At 64.0% G+C, this 15,293-nt stretch carries 20 protein-coding genes; 10 read left to right on the plus strand and 10 right to left on the minus strand.

Annotated features, from left to right (window positions below; all coding sequences use genetic code 11):
- Positions 1-30 precede the first annotated feature (30 nt).
- Genes ssuD through AC0L2U_RS15705 form a run of 3 tightly spaced genes read left to right on the plus strand, consistent with a single transcriptional unit; the run spans position 31 to position 2,769 of the window.
- Positions 31-1,194 carry an FMNH2-dependent alkanesulfonate monooxygenase gene (ssuD, locus tag AC0L2U_RS15695; RefSeq protein ID WP_164749061.1) on the plus strand — a complete coding sequence of 388 codons (1,164 nt, stop codon included), beginning with the start codon at positions 31-33 and terminating at the stop codon, positions 1,192-1,194.
- On the plus strand, positions 1,191-1,967 hold the full coding sequence (locus tag AC0L2U_RS15700) for an ABC transporter permease subunit (protein ID WP_127808559.1): 777 nt from the start codon (positions 1,191-1,193) through the stop codon (positions 1,965-1,967). The genes ssuD and AC0L2U_RS15700 overlap by 4 nt, the downstream gene beginning before the upstream one ends.
- Positions 1,968-1,977: 10 nt before the next feature.
- Positions 1,978-2,769, plus strand: a complete 792-nt coding sequence (locus AC0L2U_RS15705; protein WP_127808561.1) for an ATP-binding cassette domain-containing protein — start codon at positions 1,978-1,980, stop codon at positions 2,767-2,769.
- Positions 2,770-2,825: 56 nt separating this feature from the next.
- Here AC0L2U_RS15705 and AC0L2U_RS15710 read toward each other — a convergent pair whose 3' ends face one another.
- A complete protein-coding gene (locus tag AC0L2U_RS15710; protein WP_164781829.1) occupies positions 2,826-3,011 on the minus strand; it encodes a hypothetical protein in 186 nt (61 codons plus the stop codon).
- Between the two features lie 309 nt (positions 3,012-3,320).
- Here AC0L2U_RS15710 and AC0L2U_RS15715 point away from each other — a divergent pair, with 309 nt between their 5' ends.
- The 4 genes from AC0L2U_RS15715 (at position 3,321) to AC0L2U_RS15730 (ending at position 6,840) form a co-directional block, all read left to right on the plus strand.
- Positions 3,321-3,680 carry a septal ring lytic transglycosylase RlpA family protein gene (locus AC0L2U_RS15715; RefSeq protein ID WP_127268049.1) on the plus strand — a complete coding sequence of 120 codons (360 nt, stop codon included), beginning with the start codon at positions 3,321-3,323 and terminating at the stop codon, positions 3,678-3,680.
- A 233-nt stretch (positions 3,681-3,913) separates the two neighbouring features.
- Positions 3,914-5,191 (plus strand): polyhydroxyalkanoate depolymerase, encoded by a 1,278-nt coding sequence (locus AC0L2U_RS15720; RefSeq protein WP_128364337.1) that lies wholly within the window; start codon positions 3,914-3,916, stop codon positions 5,189-5,191.
- Between the two features lie 232 nt (positions 5,192-5,423).
- A complete protein-coding gene (locus AC0L2U_RS15725) occupies positions 5,424-6,041 on the plus strand; it encodes a transglutaminase-like cysteine peptidase (protein WP_027040328.1) in 618 nt (205 codons plus the stop codon).
- A gap of 571 nt (positions 6,042-6,612) precedes the next feature.
- The gene (locus AC0L2U_RS15730) at positions 6,613-6,840 is read left to right on the plus strand and encodes a hypothetical protein (RefSeq protein ID WP_127414144.1); all 228 of its coding nucleotides are present in this window, start codon (positions 6,613-6,615) and stop codon (positions 6,838-6,840) included.
- 84 nt (positions 6,841-6,924) lie between these two features.
- On the opposite strand, the gene AC0L2U_RS15735 is transcribed toward AC0L2U_RS15730, so the two are convergent.
- Genes AC0L2U_RS15735 through AC0L2U_RS15750 form a run of 4 tightly spaced genes read right to left on the minus strand, consistent with a single transcriptional unit; the run spans position 6,925 to position 9,703 of the window.
- Entirely contained in the window at positions 6,925-7,293 is a 369-nt protein-coding gene (locus AC0L2U_RS15735; protein WP_027040326.1) for a helix-turn-helix domain-containing protein, read from the minus strand.
- 25 nt (positions 7,294-7,318) lie between these two features.
- Positions 7,319-7,849, minus strand: coding sequence for a Smr/MutS family protein (locus AC0L2U_RS15740; RefSeq protein ID WP_292337959.1), 531 nt, complete (start codon positions 7,847-7,849; stop codon positions 7,319-7,321).
- Positions 7,846-8,970 (minus strand): murein transglycosylase A, encoded by a 1,125-nt coding sequence (gene mltA, locus AC0L2U_RS15745; protein ID WP_473602156.1) that lies wholly within the window; start codon positions 8,968-8,970, stop codon positions 7,846-7,848. Before mltA ends, AC0L2U_RS15740 begins: the two co-directional genes overlap by 4 nt.
- A gap of 25 nt (positions 8,971-8,995) precedes the next feature.
- Positions 8,996-9,703, minus strand: a complete 708-nt coding sequence (locus tag AC0L2U_RS15750; RefSeq protein WP_023813422.1) for a Tim44/TimA family putative adaptor protein — start codon at positions 9,701-9,703, stop codon at positions 8,996-8,998.
- Between the two features lie 217 nt (positions 9,704-9,920).
- Here AC0L2U_RS15750 and AC0L2U_RS15755 point away from each other — a divergent pair, with 217 nt between their 5' ends.
- Positions 9,921-10,418: an FxsA family protein gene (locus tag AC0L2U_RS15755; RefSeq protein ID WP_128308818.1), complete on the plus strand. Its 498-nt coding sequence runs from the start codon at positions 9,921-9,923 to the stop codon at positions 10,416-10,418.
- 31 nt (positions 10,419-10,449) lie between these two features.
- Here the strand turns inward: AC0L2U_RS15755 and AC0L2U_RS15760 are convergent, their stop codons facing one another.
- A complete protein-coding gene (locus AC0L2U_RS15760; RefSeq protein ID WP_127331952.1) occupies positions 10,450-10,923 on the minus strand; it encodes a hypothetical protein in 474 nt (157 codons plus the stop codon).
- A gap of 176 nt (positions 10,924-11,099) precedes the next feature.
- Between AC0L2U_RS15760 and secB the strand changes: the two genes are divergently transcribed.
- Together secB and AC0L2U_RS15770 are read left to right on the plus strand one after the other, a co-directional pair.
- On the plus strand, positions 11,100-11,597 hold the full coding sequence (gene secB, locus AC0L2U_RS15765; protein WP_023813420.1) for a protein-export chaperone SecB: 498 nt from the start codon (positions 11,100-11,102) through the stop codon (positions 11,595-11,597).
- A 253-nt stretch (positions 11,598-11,850) separates the two neighbouring features.
- The gene (locus AC0L2U_RS15770) at positions 11,851-12,138 is read left to right on the plus strand and encodes a GIY-YIG nuclease family protein (RefSeq protein ID WP_292337956.1); all 288 of its coding nucleotides are present in this window, start codon (positions 11,851-11,853) and stop codon (positions 12,136-12,138) included.
- Between the two features lie 131 nt (positions 12,139-12,269).
- On the opposite strand, the gene dnaQ is transcribed toward AC0L2U_RS15770, so the two are convergent.
- From dnaQ to AC0L2U_RS15790, 4 genes are all read right to left on the minus strand, one after another.
- Positions 12,270-12,971: a DNA polymerase III subunit epsilon gene (gene dnaQ / locus AC0L2U_RS15775; RefSeq protein ID WP_473602157.1), complete on the minus strand. Its 702-nt coding sequence runs from the start codon at positions 12,969-12,971 to the stop codon at positions 12,270-12,272.
- A gap of 289 nt (positions 12,972-13,260) precedes the next feature.
- A complete protein-coding gene (gene coaE, locus AC0L2U_RS15780; RefSeq protein WP_473602158.1) occupies positions 13,261-13,860 on the minus strand; it encodes a dephospho-CoA kinase in 600 nt (199 codons plus the stop codon).
- Positions 13,857-14,699 carry a shikimate dehydrogenase gene (locus AC0L2U_RS15785; RefSeq protein WP_473602159.1) on the minus strand — a complete coding sequence of 281 codons (843 nt, stop codon included), beginning with the start codon at positions 14,697-14,699 and terminating at the stop codon, positions 13,857-13,859. The genes coaE and AC0L2U_RS15785 overlap by 4 nt, the downstream gene beginning before the upstream one ends.
- A complete protein-coding gene (locus AC0L2U_RS15790; RefSeq protein WP_473602160.1) occupies positions 14,692-15,291 on the minus strand; it encodes a Maf-like protein in 600 nt (199 codons plus the stop codon). The genes AC0L2U_RS15785 and AC0L2U_RS15790 overlap by 8 nt, the downstream gene beginning before the upstream one ends.
- Positions 15,292-15,293 lie beyond the last annotated feature (2 nt).

Consider the following 15,293-nt stretch of genomic DNA (forward strand, 5'->3'; position numbering starts at 1 on the left):
ACAGGAGATCCGCCCGTGACTGTGCCAGACATGACCGCGCCTGCCAGCACCGCACCGCTCGATTTCTTCTGGTTCATCCCGACGCATGGCGACGGTTCCTATCTCGGTTCCGAGGAGCAGCAGCGACCGCCCGAATTCGGCTACTTCAAGGAGATCGCGCAAGCGGTCGACCGGCTCGGCTTTCCCGGCGTGCTGCTGCCCACGGGTCAGAACTGCGAAGATTCCTGGATCACCGCGACAGGTCTCGCGACGCTGACCGAAAAGCTGAAGTTTCTCGTTGCGCTGCGGCCGGGCGTCACGCTGCCGACTTTCGCCGCGCGCCAGACCGCCGCCCTCGATCGCTTGAGCAATGGCCGCCTGCTGCTCAATGTCGTGGTCGGCGGCAACCCGACCGAGCTCGCCGGCGACGGCGTCTTCCTGCCGCATGACGAGCGCTATGCCCAGGCGCATGAGTTCCTGACCATCTGGCGCGGCCTGGTGTCCGGCGAGCGGGTCAATTTCGACGGCAAATATTACCGCGTCGAGAATGGCCGCCTCGACCTTCTGCCGCACCAGGAGCGGCCGCCGCTCTATTTCGGCGGGTCGTCGGACGCAGGCCAGGACCTCGCCGCCGACCTCGTCGACATGTATCTGACCTGGGGCGAACCGCCGGCGCAGGTTGCCGAGAAGCTGGCCGCGGCGCGCGCAAAAGCGGCACTGCGCGGCAGAAAACTGCGCTTCGGCATCAGGCTGCATTTCATCGTTCGCGAGACCGAGGACGAAGCCTGGCGCGCCGCCGACCGGCTGATCAGCCATGTCACCGACGCCCAGATCGAAAATGCGCAGGCGCGCTTCCTCAACCAGATGGATTCGGTCGGCCAGCGCCGTATGGCGCAATTGCATGGCGGACGCCGTGACAGGCTGGTCGTCTCGCCCAATCTGTGGGCCGGTGTCGGGCTGGTGCGCGGCGGCGCCGGCACGGCGCTGGTCGGCACGCCGGAACAGATCACCGAGCGCATCCGCGAATACCAGGCGATCGGCATCGATACCATCATCGGCTCGGGCTATCCGCATCTCGAGGAAGCGTACCGCGTCGCCGAGCTTCTGTTCCCGAAACTCGGGCTCGGCACCAGGCGGCAGCGGGCGCATGAGAACATCGCCAACGAATTCTCGGTCGGCTTCCATGGCGCCAACCGCCTGCAGGCTTCGTCATGAGCTTTGCCACGCGCCTGCATGGCAATGCCATCGGCTGGTTGCTCCCGGCGCTGGTTATTGCCGGCTGGGAGATTGCCAGCCGCGCGGGCGTCATGCCCGCCAACGTGCTGCCGGCGCCAAGTGCGGTCGCCGAGGCCTTCTGGCGGCTGACGCTGTCGGGCGAACTGGTCCGCAACATCGGCGTTTCGACCGCGCGCGCCCTTGCCGGCTTCGCCATCGGCGGCTCGATCGGCTTTGCGCTTGGCCTTGCCAACGGGCTGTCGACGCTCAGCCGCGGCCTGACCGACACGACGCTGCAGATGATCCGCAACATCCCGCACCTGGCGCTGATCCCGCTGGTCATCCTGTGGTTCGGCATCGACGAGGAAGCCAAACTGTTCCTGGTGGCGCTCGGCGTGTTCTTTCCGATCTACGTCAACACGCTGCTCGGCATCCAGAGCGTCGACCCGCAACTGGTCGAGATGGGCCGCGTCTACGGCATGGACCGGCGCGCCCTGTTCTTCCGCGTCATCCTGCCCGGTGCGCTGCCGGCGATCTTCGTCGGCCTGCGCTATGCCCTGGGCATCATGTGGCTGACGCTGATCGTCGCCGAAACCATTTCGGCCAGTTCGGGCCTCGGCTACATGGCCATGCAGGCGCGCGAATTCCTGCTGATCGACGTCGTCGTGCTGTCGATCCTGATCTACGCGCTGCTCGGCAAGCTCGCCGACAGCCTCGCCCGCCTGCTCGAGCGGCTGTCGCTCGGCTGGCATCCGGCCTTCCAGAACGGATGAGAGATTGCCCATGACCGCCGCCAGCCTGACCGCACCCCGTTCCTTCGTCGCCACGCCGGTGCGGCCGATCGGCTCCGTCGAAGGGCAGCGGGCCTTTGCCTTCAGGCAAGCCGGCAAGCGCTTCGGCGACAAGACCGTGCTCGACGGCATCGACCTGGACGTGCCGGCCGGACAGTTCCTTGCCGTCATCGGCAAGAGCGGCTGCGGCAAGAGCACGCTTTTGCGGCTTCTGGCCGGGCTCGACCGGCCGACATCGGGATCGCTGACATTCGGCGTCGAAGAGGAAGGACACAGCCGCACGCGCTTCATGTTCCAGGAGCCACGGCTCCTGCCTTGGGCCAGCGTGGTGAAAAACGTCGAGGTCGGGCTGACCGGGATTGCTTCCGGCGCGGAGGCAAGGCAACGCGCGCTCGACATTCTAGGCGAGGTCGGGCTTGCCGACCGTTCCGACGAATGGCCTTCGGTGCTGTCGGGAGGTCAGAAGCAGCGCGTGGCCTTGGCCCGCGCGCTGGTCGGCCACCCGCAGATCCTGGCTCTCGACGAGCCGCTCGGCGCACTCGACGCCCTGACCCGCATCGAGATGCAGCAGCTTCTGGAACGAATCTGGCTCGCGCAGAAGTTCACCGCCGTGCTGGTCACGCATGATGTCGCCGAAGCGGTCGCGCTGGCCGATCGGGTCGTGGTGATCAGCGAAGGCCGGATCGCGCTTGATCTGGATGTCCCGGTCGAACGGCCGCGCCGGCGCGGTTCGGTGGAGTTGGCCCGGCTGGAGGGCAAGATCCTGGATCGGCTGTTCGGGTAGGTTTGTTGGGGGCGGCGCCGCAATTGGCGGAGTGGGGGTCGACCTTTCTTCGAAGCTCACCCTCGAGAACGGTTCGCCCACACCAATCCCCCCAGCCCGACCAGCATGGTGACGACACCGATATACAGCCATTGCGACTGGCCGGTCATGAAGCTGCCGCCGACCACGCCGACGCCTTGCAGCGACCACAGCGCGCCGATGGCAAGGGCAATCAACGCCAGAAGATTTTTGGTCAGCCTCATTGCCGGATCTCGCTTTCGAAGTCGATTGGTTGGAGCATCGGGGCAGCGATAAAAGAGCCGAAGGAAGTGGCCCGACCATGCCGGTCTCTACTTGGATATTAATGTTCGATCTTGTCAAACGGACGTCTGACCGCAGCACAAAGATCATCATTGATTGACCATCGCGTGCCGGAAAATCCCTGACAGACTGTTACCCAGCGACTCCAAACGTGTGCCATTGCCACGGAACCGCCAGATCACTGCCGCATTTCGCGCCTTATTTGGCACCTAACGGCTGGGGTCTGTCAAAAACGGAGCCATCCCCCAAATATGAAGAACCCAAAACAGACCGCGCTTGTCGCGGTAACGATCGCTGCTGGCCTGATGGTCGGCGCTTCTTCGGCGACCGCCGCCGCCCAGTGCGGCCGCGCCTCGTGGTATGCCCTGCACTCCAAGACCGCCTCGGGCGAGCGCATGAACCCGTCGGCGCTGACCGCCGCGCATCGCACCTTGCCTTTCGGCACCAAGCTCAAGGTGACCAACAAGAACAACGGCCGCAGCGTCGTCGTGCGCATCAACGATCGCGGTCCGTTCATCAAGGGGCGCGTGCTCGACCTGTCGAAGGGTGCCGCCGGCCAGCTCGGCTTCATCGGCTCCGGCCATACTTCCGTGTGCATGGCGCGCGTCTAGAGCTCCCTGTGTCCGGCAAGAGGGGCCGGACACATTACCTACACATTTCGCAGCCGCACACTGAGCCGGCTGGCGCCGTTCGGCCCCGATTTCCATGGCCTGAACCAAAGATGCATTGGTCACGCAGCGTGACGTATTGCATCGCAGCAATTAGTTGTTAACTTCCCCGCGAGACATCTAGGGCTCGGCGCTGCTCGTCGTCCCTTCGGTCGCAGGCAGCAGCGGGGTTCTCGATGTTCTACCAGCTCTATGAAATGAACCACGCCGCCTTGCAGCCCGCGCGCCTCTATGCCGACGCGGTGCGGATGTTCTATTCCAATCCGCTCAATCCGTTTTCCCACACGCAATGGGGCCGTTCGATCGCGGCGACGGCCGAACTGTTCGAGCGCACCACGCGCCGCTACGGCAAGCCGGCCTTCGGCCTGAGCAAGACCGTGGTCGACTGGAAGAGCGTCGAGGTCGCCGAGAAGACCGTCTGGTCGAAGCCGTTCTGCAATCTCGTCCGCTTCGAGCGTGCCGTGCCCGCCGGGCGCAAGCCCGATCCGAAGCTTCTGATCGTGGCGCCGATGTCGGGCCATTATGCGACGCTGCTGCGCGGCACGGTGGAAGCGATGCTGCCCTATGCCGACGTGCACATCACCGACTGGGTCGATGCCCGCATGGTGCCGCTTGCCGACGGCCAATTCGATCTCGACGACTACATTGATTACGTCATCGACATGCTGCACACGCTGGGGCCGGACACGCATGTGATGGCGGTGTGCCAGCCTTCGGTGCCGGTGCTGGCCGCCGTGGCGCTGATGGAAACGAAGGGCGACCCCTTCGTGCCCTCGACCATGACCTTGATGGGCGGCCCGATCGACACCCGCAGCAATCCGACTGCGGTAAATCTGCTGGCGCAGGAAAAGGGCATCGACTGGTTCCGCGACAATGTCGTGATGCATGCGCCCTGGCCGGTGCGGGGCTTCGGCCGCGAGGTCTATCCCGGTTTCCTGCAGCTGTCCGGCTTCATGAGCATGAATCTCGACCGCCACATCATCGCCCACAAGGACTTCTTCATGCATCTGGTGAAGCATGATGGCGACAATGCCGAGAAGCACCGCGATTTCTACGACGAGTACCTTGCTGTCATGGACCTGACGGCGGAGTTTTATCTGCAGACCGTCGATACCGTCTTCGTGCGCCAGGCCTTGCCCAAGGGCGAGATGACGCATCGCGGCACCAGGATCGATCCGTCGGCGATCCGCAACGTCGCGCTGTTCACGGTCGAAGGCGAGAACGACGACATATCGGGCCTTGGCCAGACCAAGGCGGCGCATGATCTGTGCCCCAATATCCCGGCTGAGCGGCATGCCCACTACATGCAGCCGGCGGTTGGCCATTACGGCGTGTTCAACGGTTCGCGCTTCCGTTCCGAAATCGTGCCGCGCATCGTCGACTTCATCACCAGCTATGGCCGCCAGGAGCGTGTCGCGGTGAAACCGAAGCTGGTCCGCGCCGCCAAGAGATAATGCAAGTCGCCCAAATTGCGGATTTTGGACGATGACCTGCATAGAACCAAGCTTAACGGCGACAAACCGTGAGATTGACCGGTAAAAGCCGGCTGGCTGGCCGATTCTGTTGCACAAGTGCCGCTGTCCAGCCCCTCGGGTAACCATGCCGACAATCCGATCGTCGTCGTAATTGACACGGACTGTAAATCCCCCTTAACCTTTCGTTAATAACAAAGGGTGAGCGGGGACAATGATTTCCTCATCGATGGCGCAACGGCTGCGCGTGTATGTGGCGGCCGGGCTGGCAGTGACGGCAGGCTGGGTGGCACCGGCTTTGGCGGGTGGAGCGATGGCGACCGGGGGGCTCACCTCGCAGCCGATCGGCCACTATGATTTCTGCAAGCTGCATCCGGGCGAGTGCTCGATCCGCCCGACCAATCTGGCGCCGGCTCCGATGAGCGACGGGCTGATGCGCAAGCTCCTCAATGTCACCGCCAGGGTCAACGCCGCCGTCAAGCCGATGAGCGACATGGACATCTACGGCAAGGACGAGGTCTGGGCCTATCCCGACAAGGGCGTCGGCGATTGCGAGGACTATGTGCTGGAAAAGCGGCGCCAGCTTTCACGCATGAGCATATCGCTTGCCGATCTGCTGATCACCGTCGTGCGCAAGCCCGACGGCGAGGGCCACGCCGTGCTGACGGTGCGCACCGACGAGGGCGACTATGTGCTCGACAATCTGACCGACAAGGTCAAACCATGGGACGCGACCGGTTACCGCTTCCTCAAGCGGCAGGCGATCGACAACACCGGCCGCTGGGTCTCGATCCGCGGTGGCCAGCAGGTTCTGGTCGGCGCGGTTCAGTAGCTTCTGCGCGAACAGGGCGGCATCGGCGATCCTTGGCCCCCCCTCTGTCCTGCCGGACATCTCCCCCTCAAGGGGGAAGATCGGATGTTACCTTCGCTTTCGCCAATTTCCTGCGTTGAATAATGTTGAAGAGGCGATCCGGCGCGAAGCCGCCATCTCCCCCCTTGCGGGCAGGGCTATCGCATATGGGTTCTTGCGAAGAAGGACCCCACCCTAACCCTCCCCACAAGGGGGAGGGAACGCTGCCGCGCACTCCAATCCAATCCTTTTGGCGTCTGAAACATTGGCAGTTTGCCGTTGTCAGCGCCGACCGGAGTCTCCCTCCCCCTTGTGGGGAGGGGTTAGGGGTGGGGGTCCGTGCCAAGCAGACATCTCAGGAGTTCCATATCCGATAGCCCTGCCCACGAGGGGGAGATGCCCGGCAGGGCAGAGGGGGGCGCTGTCCCGCCAGCGTCTCGCTCGTGGCCCGGCGCCGCGCGCATCCTCTAATAATCTCGCATTTCTCCGTGAACCATTTCGCTCCGGCCTGCGACACACAGCCGTGAACCGAAACCAACCATGGAGACTTCAGATGACTGCTTTTCTGCGAAACACCCTTCTTGCCGCTCTCGCGGTGTCGAGCATGGCCGGATCCGCCATGGCCGATCAGACCACCAGCTGTTCCAAAACCAACCTCAACGACCTCTGGGCCGGCCGCTGTTGCGGTGATGCCGGGGCGTCGGACTGCCTGGGTGGTGGAAACAACGGCCACGGCGATCACGGCCGGGGCGGTAATGGCGGCACGGCCGGCAAGAAGTGATCTCACCACTGTGCCCGCTGGCGGTCCGCCGGCGGGCAGTTTCCTCGTGAGCAGGCGAATTTTGCACCGGCGCGGGCCGTCAGACTACGGCCGCTGGTTTAACGCCGCGCGGATCGATGCGGTGATGCGGCGAAGCTCCGCCTCGTCGAGTTTCTCGATGTTTTCCGCCAGCAGATTGGCAAGCTCGGTGGCGGCGGGGGAAAGACCCGACGTGTCGAGTTTTACACGCGGGTGCGAGGCCTCGGCCAGCCGCGCCAGTTCCTCGGCATCGTCCCAGATGATGTTGAAATAGCCGATGATCTTCTGGATCAGCGTCCAGGTCGGGGCACCGCGCCTGCCATGTTCGAGCGCCGACAGGTAGGCGGCGCTGACGCCGATCGCCGCCGCCATGTCCTTCTGGCGGACACCGCGTTCGCCTCGTAGCGTGCGCAGCTTCTCTCCGAACGGGGTCATGTCCCCGCCCTCATGATAGAACTCCTCACAGGCGCGCCCGCCGCAGGCGGATATAGAGCGCACCCGAACCGCCATGGTTGCGGGCGGCATGGTCGTGGCTGGAGACGAGCGGCCGGAAGGCGGGCGTCGACAGCCAGGCCGGTACCGCGCGACGCAACACGCCATCGCCGCCGGAGGACGAGCCCTTGCCGGTGATGACCAGGACATAGCGGACGCCGCCGGCATGCGCCCGGTGCAGGAACGAAAACAGCAGCGAATAAGCCTCGTCCTGGGTCATGCCGTGCAGGTCGACACGGCCCTCGATCGGCAGCCGGCCTTTCGACAATTTGTCCAGCGTCGGCTCGTCGAGGCGGTGCGTGACATGCTGAGCCTTCGGCTTTGCGGCTCCTGCGGCGTTGGCAGAGGCCAGCGCCGGCTGCGGCTGATTTGGCCTGGCCTCGGCGGCAATGTCGGGGATGTCGACGGCGAATTTGCCCTTCAGCGGCTTGGCCGTGCGCGCCACCAGGTTCCAAAGAACCCGGTCATCCTCGCTGAGCTTGTCCGGGCGCCGGGTCATCGGACCGCACCCGCAACGAGCGCGCGCGGCACCAGCGCATAAAAATCCGCGGCATTGCGGACCACGCCGGCGATCTCGCCCGCGGCATCGCCCGAACCGGCGAACAGGTCGCCCCGCGCCGGTCCGGTGATGGCCGAGCCGGTGTCCTGCGCGATCATCAGGCGGCGGAACGGTTTTGCGTCGAAAGCAGTCAGCGTCGGCGCGTCGATGTAAAACGGCGTGCCGAATGTATGCAGCAGGCGGTCGACGGCGATCGAGCGGCCCGGCGTCAGCGGCACCTTGGCGGCGGCGATCGGGCCAAGGGCGGCGTCCTCGACATCGGCCGGGCGGAAGAAGATGTAGGAGCGGTTCTGCCACAGGATCTCGTCGACGCGGTCCGGATGCGCCTTGAACCAGGCGCGGATCGACTGCATCGTCACCTCCGCCAGCGGGATCTCGCCAATCTCGCTCAGGATCTTGCCGGGCCCGGTGAAGCGCTGGCCGGATTTGGCGGCATAGGTGACGCGGACAAGCCGGCCGTCGGTCATGGCGAGGCGTGCGGCACCTTGCACGTGAATGAAGAAGGCATCGACCTTGTCGGCCAGCCAGGCGATTTCCAGGCCCTTGCCGTCGAGCGCGCCGCGCTCGATCTCGCCGCGGTCGGGATACTCGACCGGCCCGTTCGGCGTCTGGCGCGCGAAAGCGAGGTAGGGATCCTGGCCGGGCGGCCGGTTTCCGTCGTCGATATCGACGAGATCGGCCGGGCGCGACAGCAACGGCACCGAAAATCGGTCCGTGCGCACCGGTGACGCCTCGACTTGCGGTTCATAGAAACCGGTGACGAGCCCGGCGCCGGCATTTTCGGCAGGGATAAGCGCCGGGAAAAAATGGCGCTCGAAGAAGGCGCGGGCTTCCTCGCGGGCCAAAACCGGCGACCGATTCGCCGGCGAAACGGTCCGCGCCTCCGCGTAGGCATCGGCAAAAGCTTGGAAGCCGACGCCGAGCGCACCGCTGCGATAGGGTTTGGTCAGCACATGGAAGGCCGAGCGGCGAAAGGCGGCGAAGGCCGCCAGATGGTCGTCATCGTCCCAGCCGGGCAGGTCGCCAAAGGCTTTCTCGACAAAAAGAGGCGATAGCGACACCGGAGCCTCGCCGCGTGTTTCCGAACTAGTCTTCTTCCTCGGTGGCGACGAGCTTCCAATTCGGATCGCGCGAGCGCGTGTCGCGGGCGAAGGTCCAGACATCCTTGACCTCGGCGACGGTTTCCGGGTCGCCGTCGATGACCGCGCCTGCCTTGTCGCGGGTCGCCGAAATCAACTCGCTGATGATGCGCAGCGTGACATGCGCCTCGCCGCCCTTCATCTCGGCCGAGACGATGTCGGCCTTGTCGATGCCGACGAAGGAGGACTGGATCTTTTCCGCCTTGGCCTCGCGCTCGCCGATGGCTGCGACAAAACCGTCATAGACCTCGCGCGACAACAGGTTCTTCAGCGTTTTGCGGTCGCCGTCGGCATAGGCCATGACGATCATCTCGTAAGCCATCTTGGCGCCGTCGACGAAACCCTTCGGCTCGAAGGACGGATCATTGTCCTTGATCGTGCGCAGGCCCTTGTTGAGGTCGGTATCGGGCTTGGCGAAAGCGTCGATCGCGGCATAGGTGTCGGGAGCCGGCTCGCCTGGCGGGCGCTTGCGCGGCAGCGAGACGACGTTTTCGGATTTCTGGGCGGCATCCTTGTCGCCGGTGCGAGCCGCCGAATAGGGATCGAAGGGCGGCCGTTCGCTGCCGGTGCGGCGGCCCAGCACATTGCGCAGCTGGAAAAAGATGACCACCGCCGCAATCAGGAAGAAAATCGTGCCGAAGTCGAAGAATCCCATATCTTCCGCCAATCAATCCCTGCCCTGTGGCCGGACCGTCAGGCCCAATGGCCACGGTCGCATAGCGTTCAACATTCAAAGCATATAGAACGCAAGGCGCAATCATTCAAATCAAAGGCAGGCATACCTATCTAACAGCCTCAGTGCCAGCGGCGATTGCTCGCTGGCGGCCAAAACAATCGAAACGATCCTAACAATCGAAAAAGGTTGGCAAGACTTGCGCATTTCGCTGCTTCCCTTCTTTCTCCTCGCGCTTCCGCTGCTGGAAATCGCCGGTTTCGTCATCGTCGGCCGCGAGGTCGGCGCGCTGGCGACGGTCGGCCTCGTGCTGGCCTCGAGCATCGCCGGCGTGCTTTTGCTCCGATACCAGGGCTTTGGTGTGATGGCCCGCATCCGCACCGAGATGGCCGCCGGCCAGAACCCCAGCCGCCACCTTGCGCACGGCGCCATGATCGTGGTTGCGGCGATCCTCCTGATCATCCCCGGCTTCATATCAGACATCATCGGCCTGCTGCTGTTCCTGCCGCCATTGCGCGATTTTGCCTGGAGCCGGTTCAAGGGCCGCATTGTCGTCGCCACCGATTTCTCGACCGGCGGTTTTCGTGGCCGGCGCGACAGGGTCATCGACCTCGACGATGGCGATTATTCACGCGAGGACGATTTCAAGCGCGGCCCGGATCACAACTCGCCGTGGCGGCGGCTGAAGGACGACTAGGGCGCCGTCCAAGACGGCAGACCCCTACCTATCATCGGTTCGCCACTCGGAAATCATGATAGGCCAACTCGTAGGTCTTCTGTTCGAAACCGGGCCATTCCTCTTGCAACGTAGTCGCTGAGCGCGCCCTAGAGAAATCGGCGTCCATCATCAGTTTCCATGCTTTTTGGCTTTGCAACTCGCGGGCTGCCTCGATGGCTTCCAGGAGGCAGGCGTCGGTTGCGGCGGGGTGGGCGGCCTTCAGTCGAAGGACCATCATTTCATGCGGATTGAATCTCAATATGGTACGGCGCGGGCCGATAAGCGGCTTAGGCGGCACGGCAGTATCTTCGACGAAAGGCGCGTTGCGAAGTCCGGCATCGAACTCAATCATATTGAGCAAAAATTCGGACCTCAGGAGAAGGTATGCGGCATCCCAAAGGGGCAACTCAGCCATCTTGTCGAAAATAGACTTGGCTTGCGGTACCGACCGCAGCTTGGCCGTCAAATTTTTGGGTGTGATCATCTGGACCCTCGACGCGCAGAATAGCAGTTTGACGCCATGTGATTGAAACTGAAAATCAAATGTGACGCTACCCACTACCGCAAGGCGGCAAACCTTGTCTTGTCATCCCTGCCATGGTAGCGAACGCCCGATTTCAATTCGGTCAGCGACGCTGCCCAGGCAAGAGGACAAGGCTTATGGCCAGCAAAGATGACGCGCCGGTCGGCGCAGCCAACGGAAACGGCAATGCGGCGCAGCCGTCGCTCAACGTTCTGGCGCAATATGTGAAGGACCTGTCCTTCGAAAGCCCCGGCGCGCCCAATTCGCTGCGCGGTCGCGACAAGGCGCCGGGCATCGCCATCAACGTCAACGTCAACGCCAACCCGCTCTCCGACAAGCAGTTCGACGTCAATCTGACGCTGAACGCCAAGGCGTCCTTCGACCAGGAAGTGCTGTTCAATGTCGAGTTGGTCTATGGCGGCGTGTTCGCCATCGCAGGTTTTCCGCAGGAGCACATGCTGCCGATCCTGTTCATCGAATGCCCGCGCCTTTTGTTCCCGTTCGCCCGCCAGATCATCGCCGAGGCAACCCGCAATGGCGGCTTCCCGCCGCTGATGCTCGACCCCATCGACTTCGCACAGATGTTCCAGCAGAAGCTGGCCGAGGACGAGGCGTCCAAGGTCAAGGTGAGCTGAGCTCGGCTGCCATCGCTGTTGTTTTCTGAGAACCCGGCCTCGCGCCGGGTTTTCTGTTTGAGGTGCTGGAGAGATAGCTGAGGCGCCGGCGCCCTTCGAATGGCCTAGCCCTCCCGTCTTCGTCATCCTAGGGCGAAGCAAGGAGCGAAGCGACGCAGCGCAGACCCTAGGATCCATGCCGTGACGTGCGCCTTAGAATGCAACGGATCAGAATGGCGCTTGCCCCCGCGCCTATGCTCGCTACGCTAAAACGATGACCGGCTACGTCTACATGACTGCGAGCCAGAAGGCCGGCACCATCTATATCGGTGTCACCAACGATCTCGGTCGCCGCATGCCGGAGCACAAATCCGGTGAGGGCTCGCGCTTCACCAGCCGCTACGGTGTTCAGCGGCTGGTCTGGTACGAAGAATTTTTCGATATCACCGATGCCATCCAGCACGAGAAGTCGCTGAAACGCTGGCCGCGCCAATGGAAGATCGAATTGATCGAAAAGACCAATCCGGAATGGTTCGAGCTGTTTCGCGGGACGGGGTGGTAGCCGTTTCGGTTTCTTGCACCGCCGGAGCACTGCACCACTTCACGGCATGGATCCTAGGGTCTCCGCAACGTCGCTTCGCTCCTGCTCCGCCCTAGGATGACGAAGACGCGAGGGTTTCGGTCAGTAGTTGCTCAGCCAACCGCAACCTTCAGCCACAGCGCCTTTTCGCCAAGCGTCCCGACCATGCCGGTGTGCGCGGCGCGTTCGGCTTCGGTGACACGCGGCGGCAGGGGTGCCGGGCGCTGGCTGATGATGATTTCGATCTGGCGGACATTCTCGCCTTGCGCCGGTGCGGTGGCGCTGTCGAGGACGAGGGCCGCCTGCTTGCCGCCGATCAGCTCGATATAGACCTCGGCCAGCAATTCGGAATCGAGCAGGGCGCCGTGCTTGGTGCGCTTGGTGTTGTCGATGCCGTAGCGCCGGCAGAGCGCATCGAGCGAATTCGGACCCATCGGGTGCTTGCGGCGCGCCAGCGCCAGCGTGTCGACGACGAGACCATTGTCTATGACCGGGTGACCAAGCCGGCCGAATTCGACGTTGAGGAAGCCGACATCGAAGGTGGCGTTGTGGGCGACCAGCTTGGCGCCGTCGGTGAAGTCCAGCCACTCCTGCACAATCTCGGCAAAGGTCGGCTTGCCCGCGAGGTCCGCCGCGCTGATGCCGTGCACCGCCTGCGCCTCGGCGTGGATCGCGCGGCCTTGCGGGTTGATGTAGTGGTGGAAGGTCCTGCCGGTCGGAAAGCGGTTGACCAGCTCGACGCCGCCAAGCTCGATGACGCGGTCGTCGCGCGAATCGAGGCCGGTGGTCTCCGTGTCGAAGATGATCTCACGCATCGAATCAGTCGCTCCGCTCCAAGGGAGCAGATTCATACAACGGAACAAAATGGCAATGAGAAACGGCGTTGCCTAGGACAATCGCCACAGGTTTGCGCTGCCCCTCATCGCCCTGCCGGGCACTTCTCCCCGTATAGTGACGGGGAGAAGGGGCTGGCCGCAACCTCGGCTCCCTTTCCGAAACCTTGGAGATTGGCGAAATCCTTTGCAACAGCGTCCTTCTCCCCGTCACTATACGGGGAGAAGATGCCGGCAGGCAGATGAGGGGCGGCGCCGACATCAGCCAGTGTCAGCGGCCTGGTTTGCCGACTCCTATCAGCTGCCTGATGATCGCATTGACCGCCGCGCGCGCGGCGTCCAGCCCCTGGCCGGTGTCGACGATGAAATCGGCCTGACGCCGCTTTTCCGCATCCGGCACCTGCTTGGCCAGGATCGACGCCAGCTTTTCCTCCGTCATGCCAGGCCGCGCCAGCACGCGGGCGCGCTGGGTCTCGGCCGGCGCAGTGACGACAACGACCTTGTCGACGCGGTTGCGGCCGCCGGTTTCGAACAGCAGGGGGATATCGAGGACGGCGATCGGCGCGCCTGATCCACGATGCCTGGCCAGAAAGGCATCGGCGTCGGCGCGCACCAGCGGATGGATGATCGCCTCGAGCCGCTTCAGCGCGGCGGCGTCACCGAGCACGCGCGCGCCAAGCTTTGCCCGGTCGACCACCCCGGCAGATGTGGTGCCGGGAAAGGCGGCCTCGACCAACGGGGCTGCCTTGCCGGCATAGAGGCGATGCACCGTCTCGTCGGAATCATGGACCGGCACGCCGGCATCAGTGAACATCCTGGCTGTAGTCGACTTGCCCATACCGATCGAACCGGTGAGGCCGAGCACGATCATGGCTTCGGCACCAGATCGGCGACGATCATCGCCCGGAGTTCGGCCGTCACCCGCGGCCTGACGCCGAACCAGCGCTCGAAGCCGGGCACGGCCTGATGCAGCAGCATGCCGAGGCCGTCGACCGCCTTCAGATTTCGCGCGCGGGCGGCCACGAGAAGCGGCGTCTCCAGCGGCACATAGACGATGTCGGTGACGATGGCATGGTCGGGCAGCCGGGCGGGATCGGCCGACAGGCCTTCATTGCCATGCATGCCGAGCGCGGTGGTGTTGACCAGCAGGCCGGCATCGCCGAGCAGTTCATCGGTCGCCGCCATGCCATGCGCCGACACGCCGGCGCCGAAACGATCGCGCAACTCTATAGCCCGGGCCACAGTGCGGTTGACGATGCGGATGTCGGCAACGCCGCGCTGCTTCAGCGCATGGATGACGGCGCGCGACGCGCCGCCGGCGCCGAGCACCACCGCCGGACCCTTGCTTGCCCAGCCCGGTGCATGATCGTCGAGGTTGGCGGCAAAGCCGTGACCGTCGGTGTTGCCGGCCCACAGGACGCCGTCCTCGAACCACAGCGTGTTGACGGCGCCGATTTCCTGCGCCGCCTGGTCGCGGCGTTCGGCCAATGCGAAGGCCGCTTCCTTGTGCGGGATGGTGATGTTGCCGCCGCGGTAATTGTTTGCCTGCAACGTTTTCACGAACTCGGCAAAATCCTGCGGCGCGACATCGATGGCTTGGTAGCTTCCGTCGATGCCATGTTTGGCCAGCCAGTGGCCATGGATCTTCGGCGAGCGCGAATGCTTGACCGGATGGCCCGACACGAAGGCTTTTTTCGACGCCTCAGCCATCGATCGCCCCCAGGTCACGCAGTTCGGCCAGCAGCGGCAGAAGCGGCAGGCCGACAATCGTGAAATGATCGCCCTCGATTTTCTCGAACAATTGAATGCCTTCGCCTTCGATCTGATAAGCGCCGACGCTCCCCAGCGCCTTGGCGCCGACGCGGGCGAGGTGGCGGCCGATGAAGGCCGGGTCGAGCTTGCGCATGGTCATCGAGGCGACGCCGACATGCCGCCACAAAACCTTGCCGTCGCGGACCAGCACCGCGGCGCTGTTGAGCTGATGGGTCCCGCCCGACAGCGCCAGCAGATGACGGCGGGCACCTTCCATGTCAGCCGGCTTGTGGAACACCTCGTCGCCAAGCGACAGCGTCTGGTCGCAGCCCAGCACCAGGGCGCACGGCCTGCGCTCGCTGACTTCTGTGGCCTTGGCCTCGGCCAGCACCAGGGCGACGTCCTCGGGCGAGACGCCGCTATCCTGCAAAGGCCCCTCGAGCGCGCGCTCGTCGACATCGGCCGGCACCGCCTCGACGTCGACGCCGGCATTGACCAGCATCGCCTTGCGGAACGGACTGCCGGAAGCGAGGATGAGTTTTTCGGTCATTT

The organism is Mesorhizobium sp. WSM4808 (genome assembly GCF_055811675.1).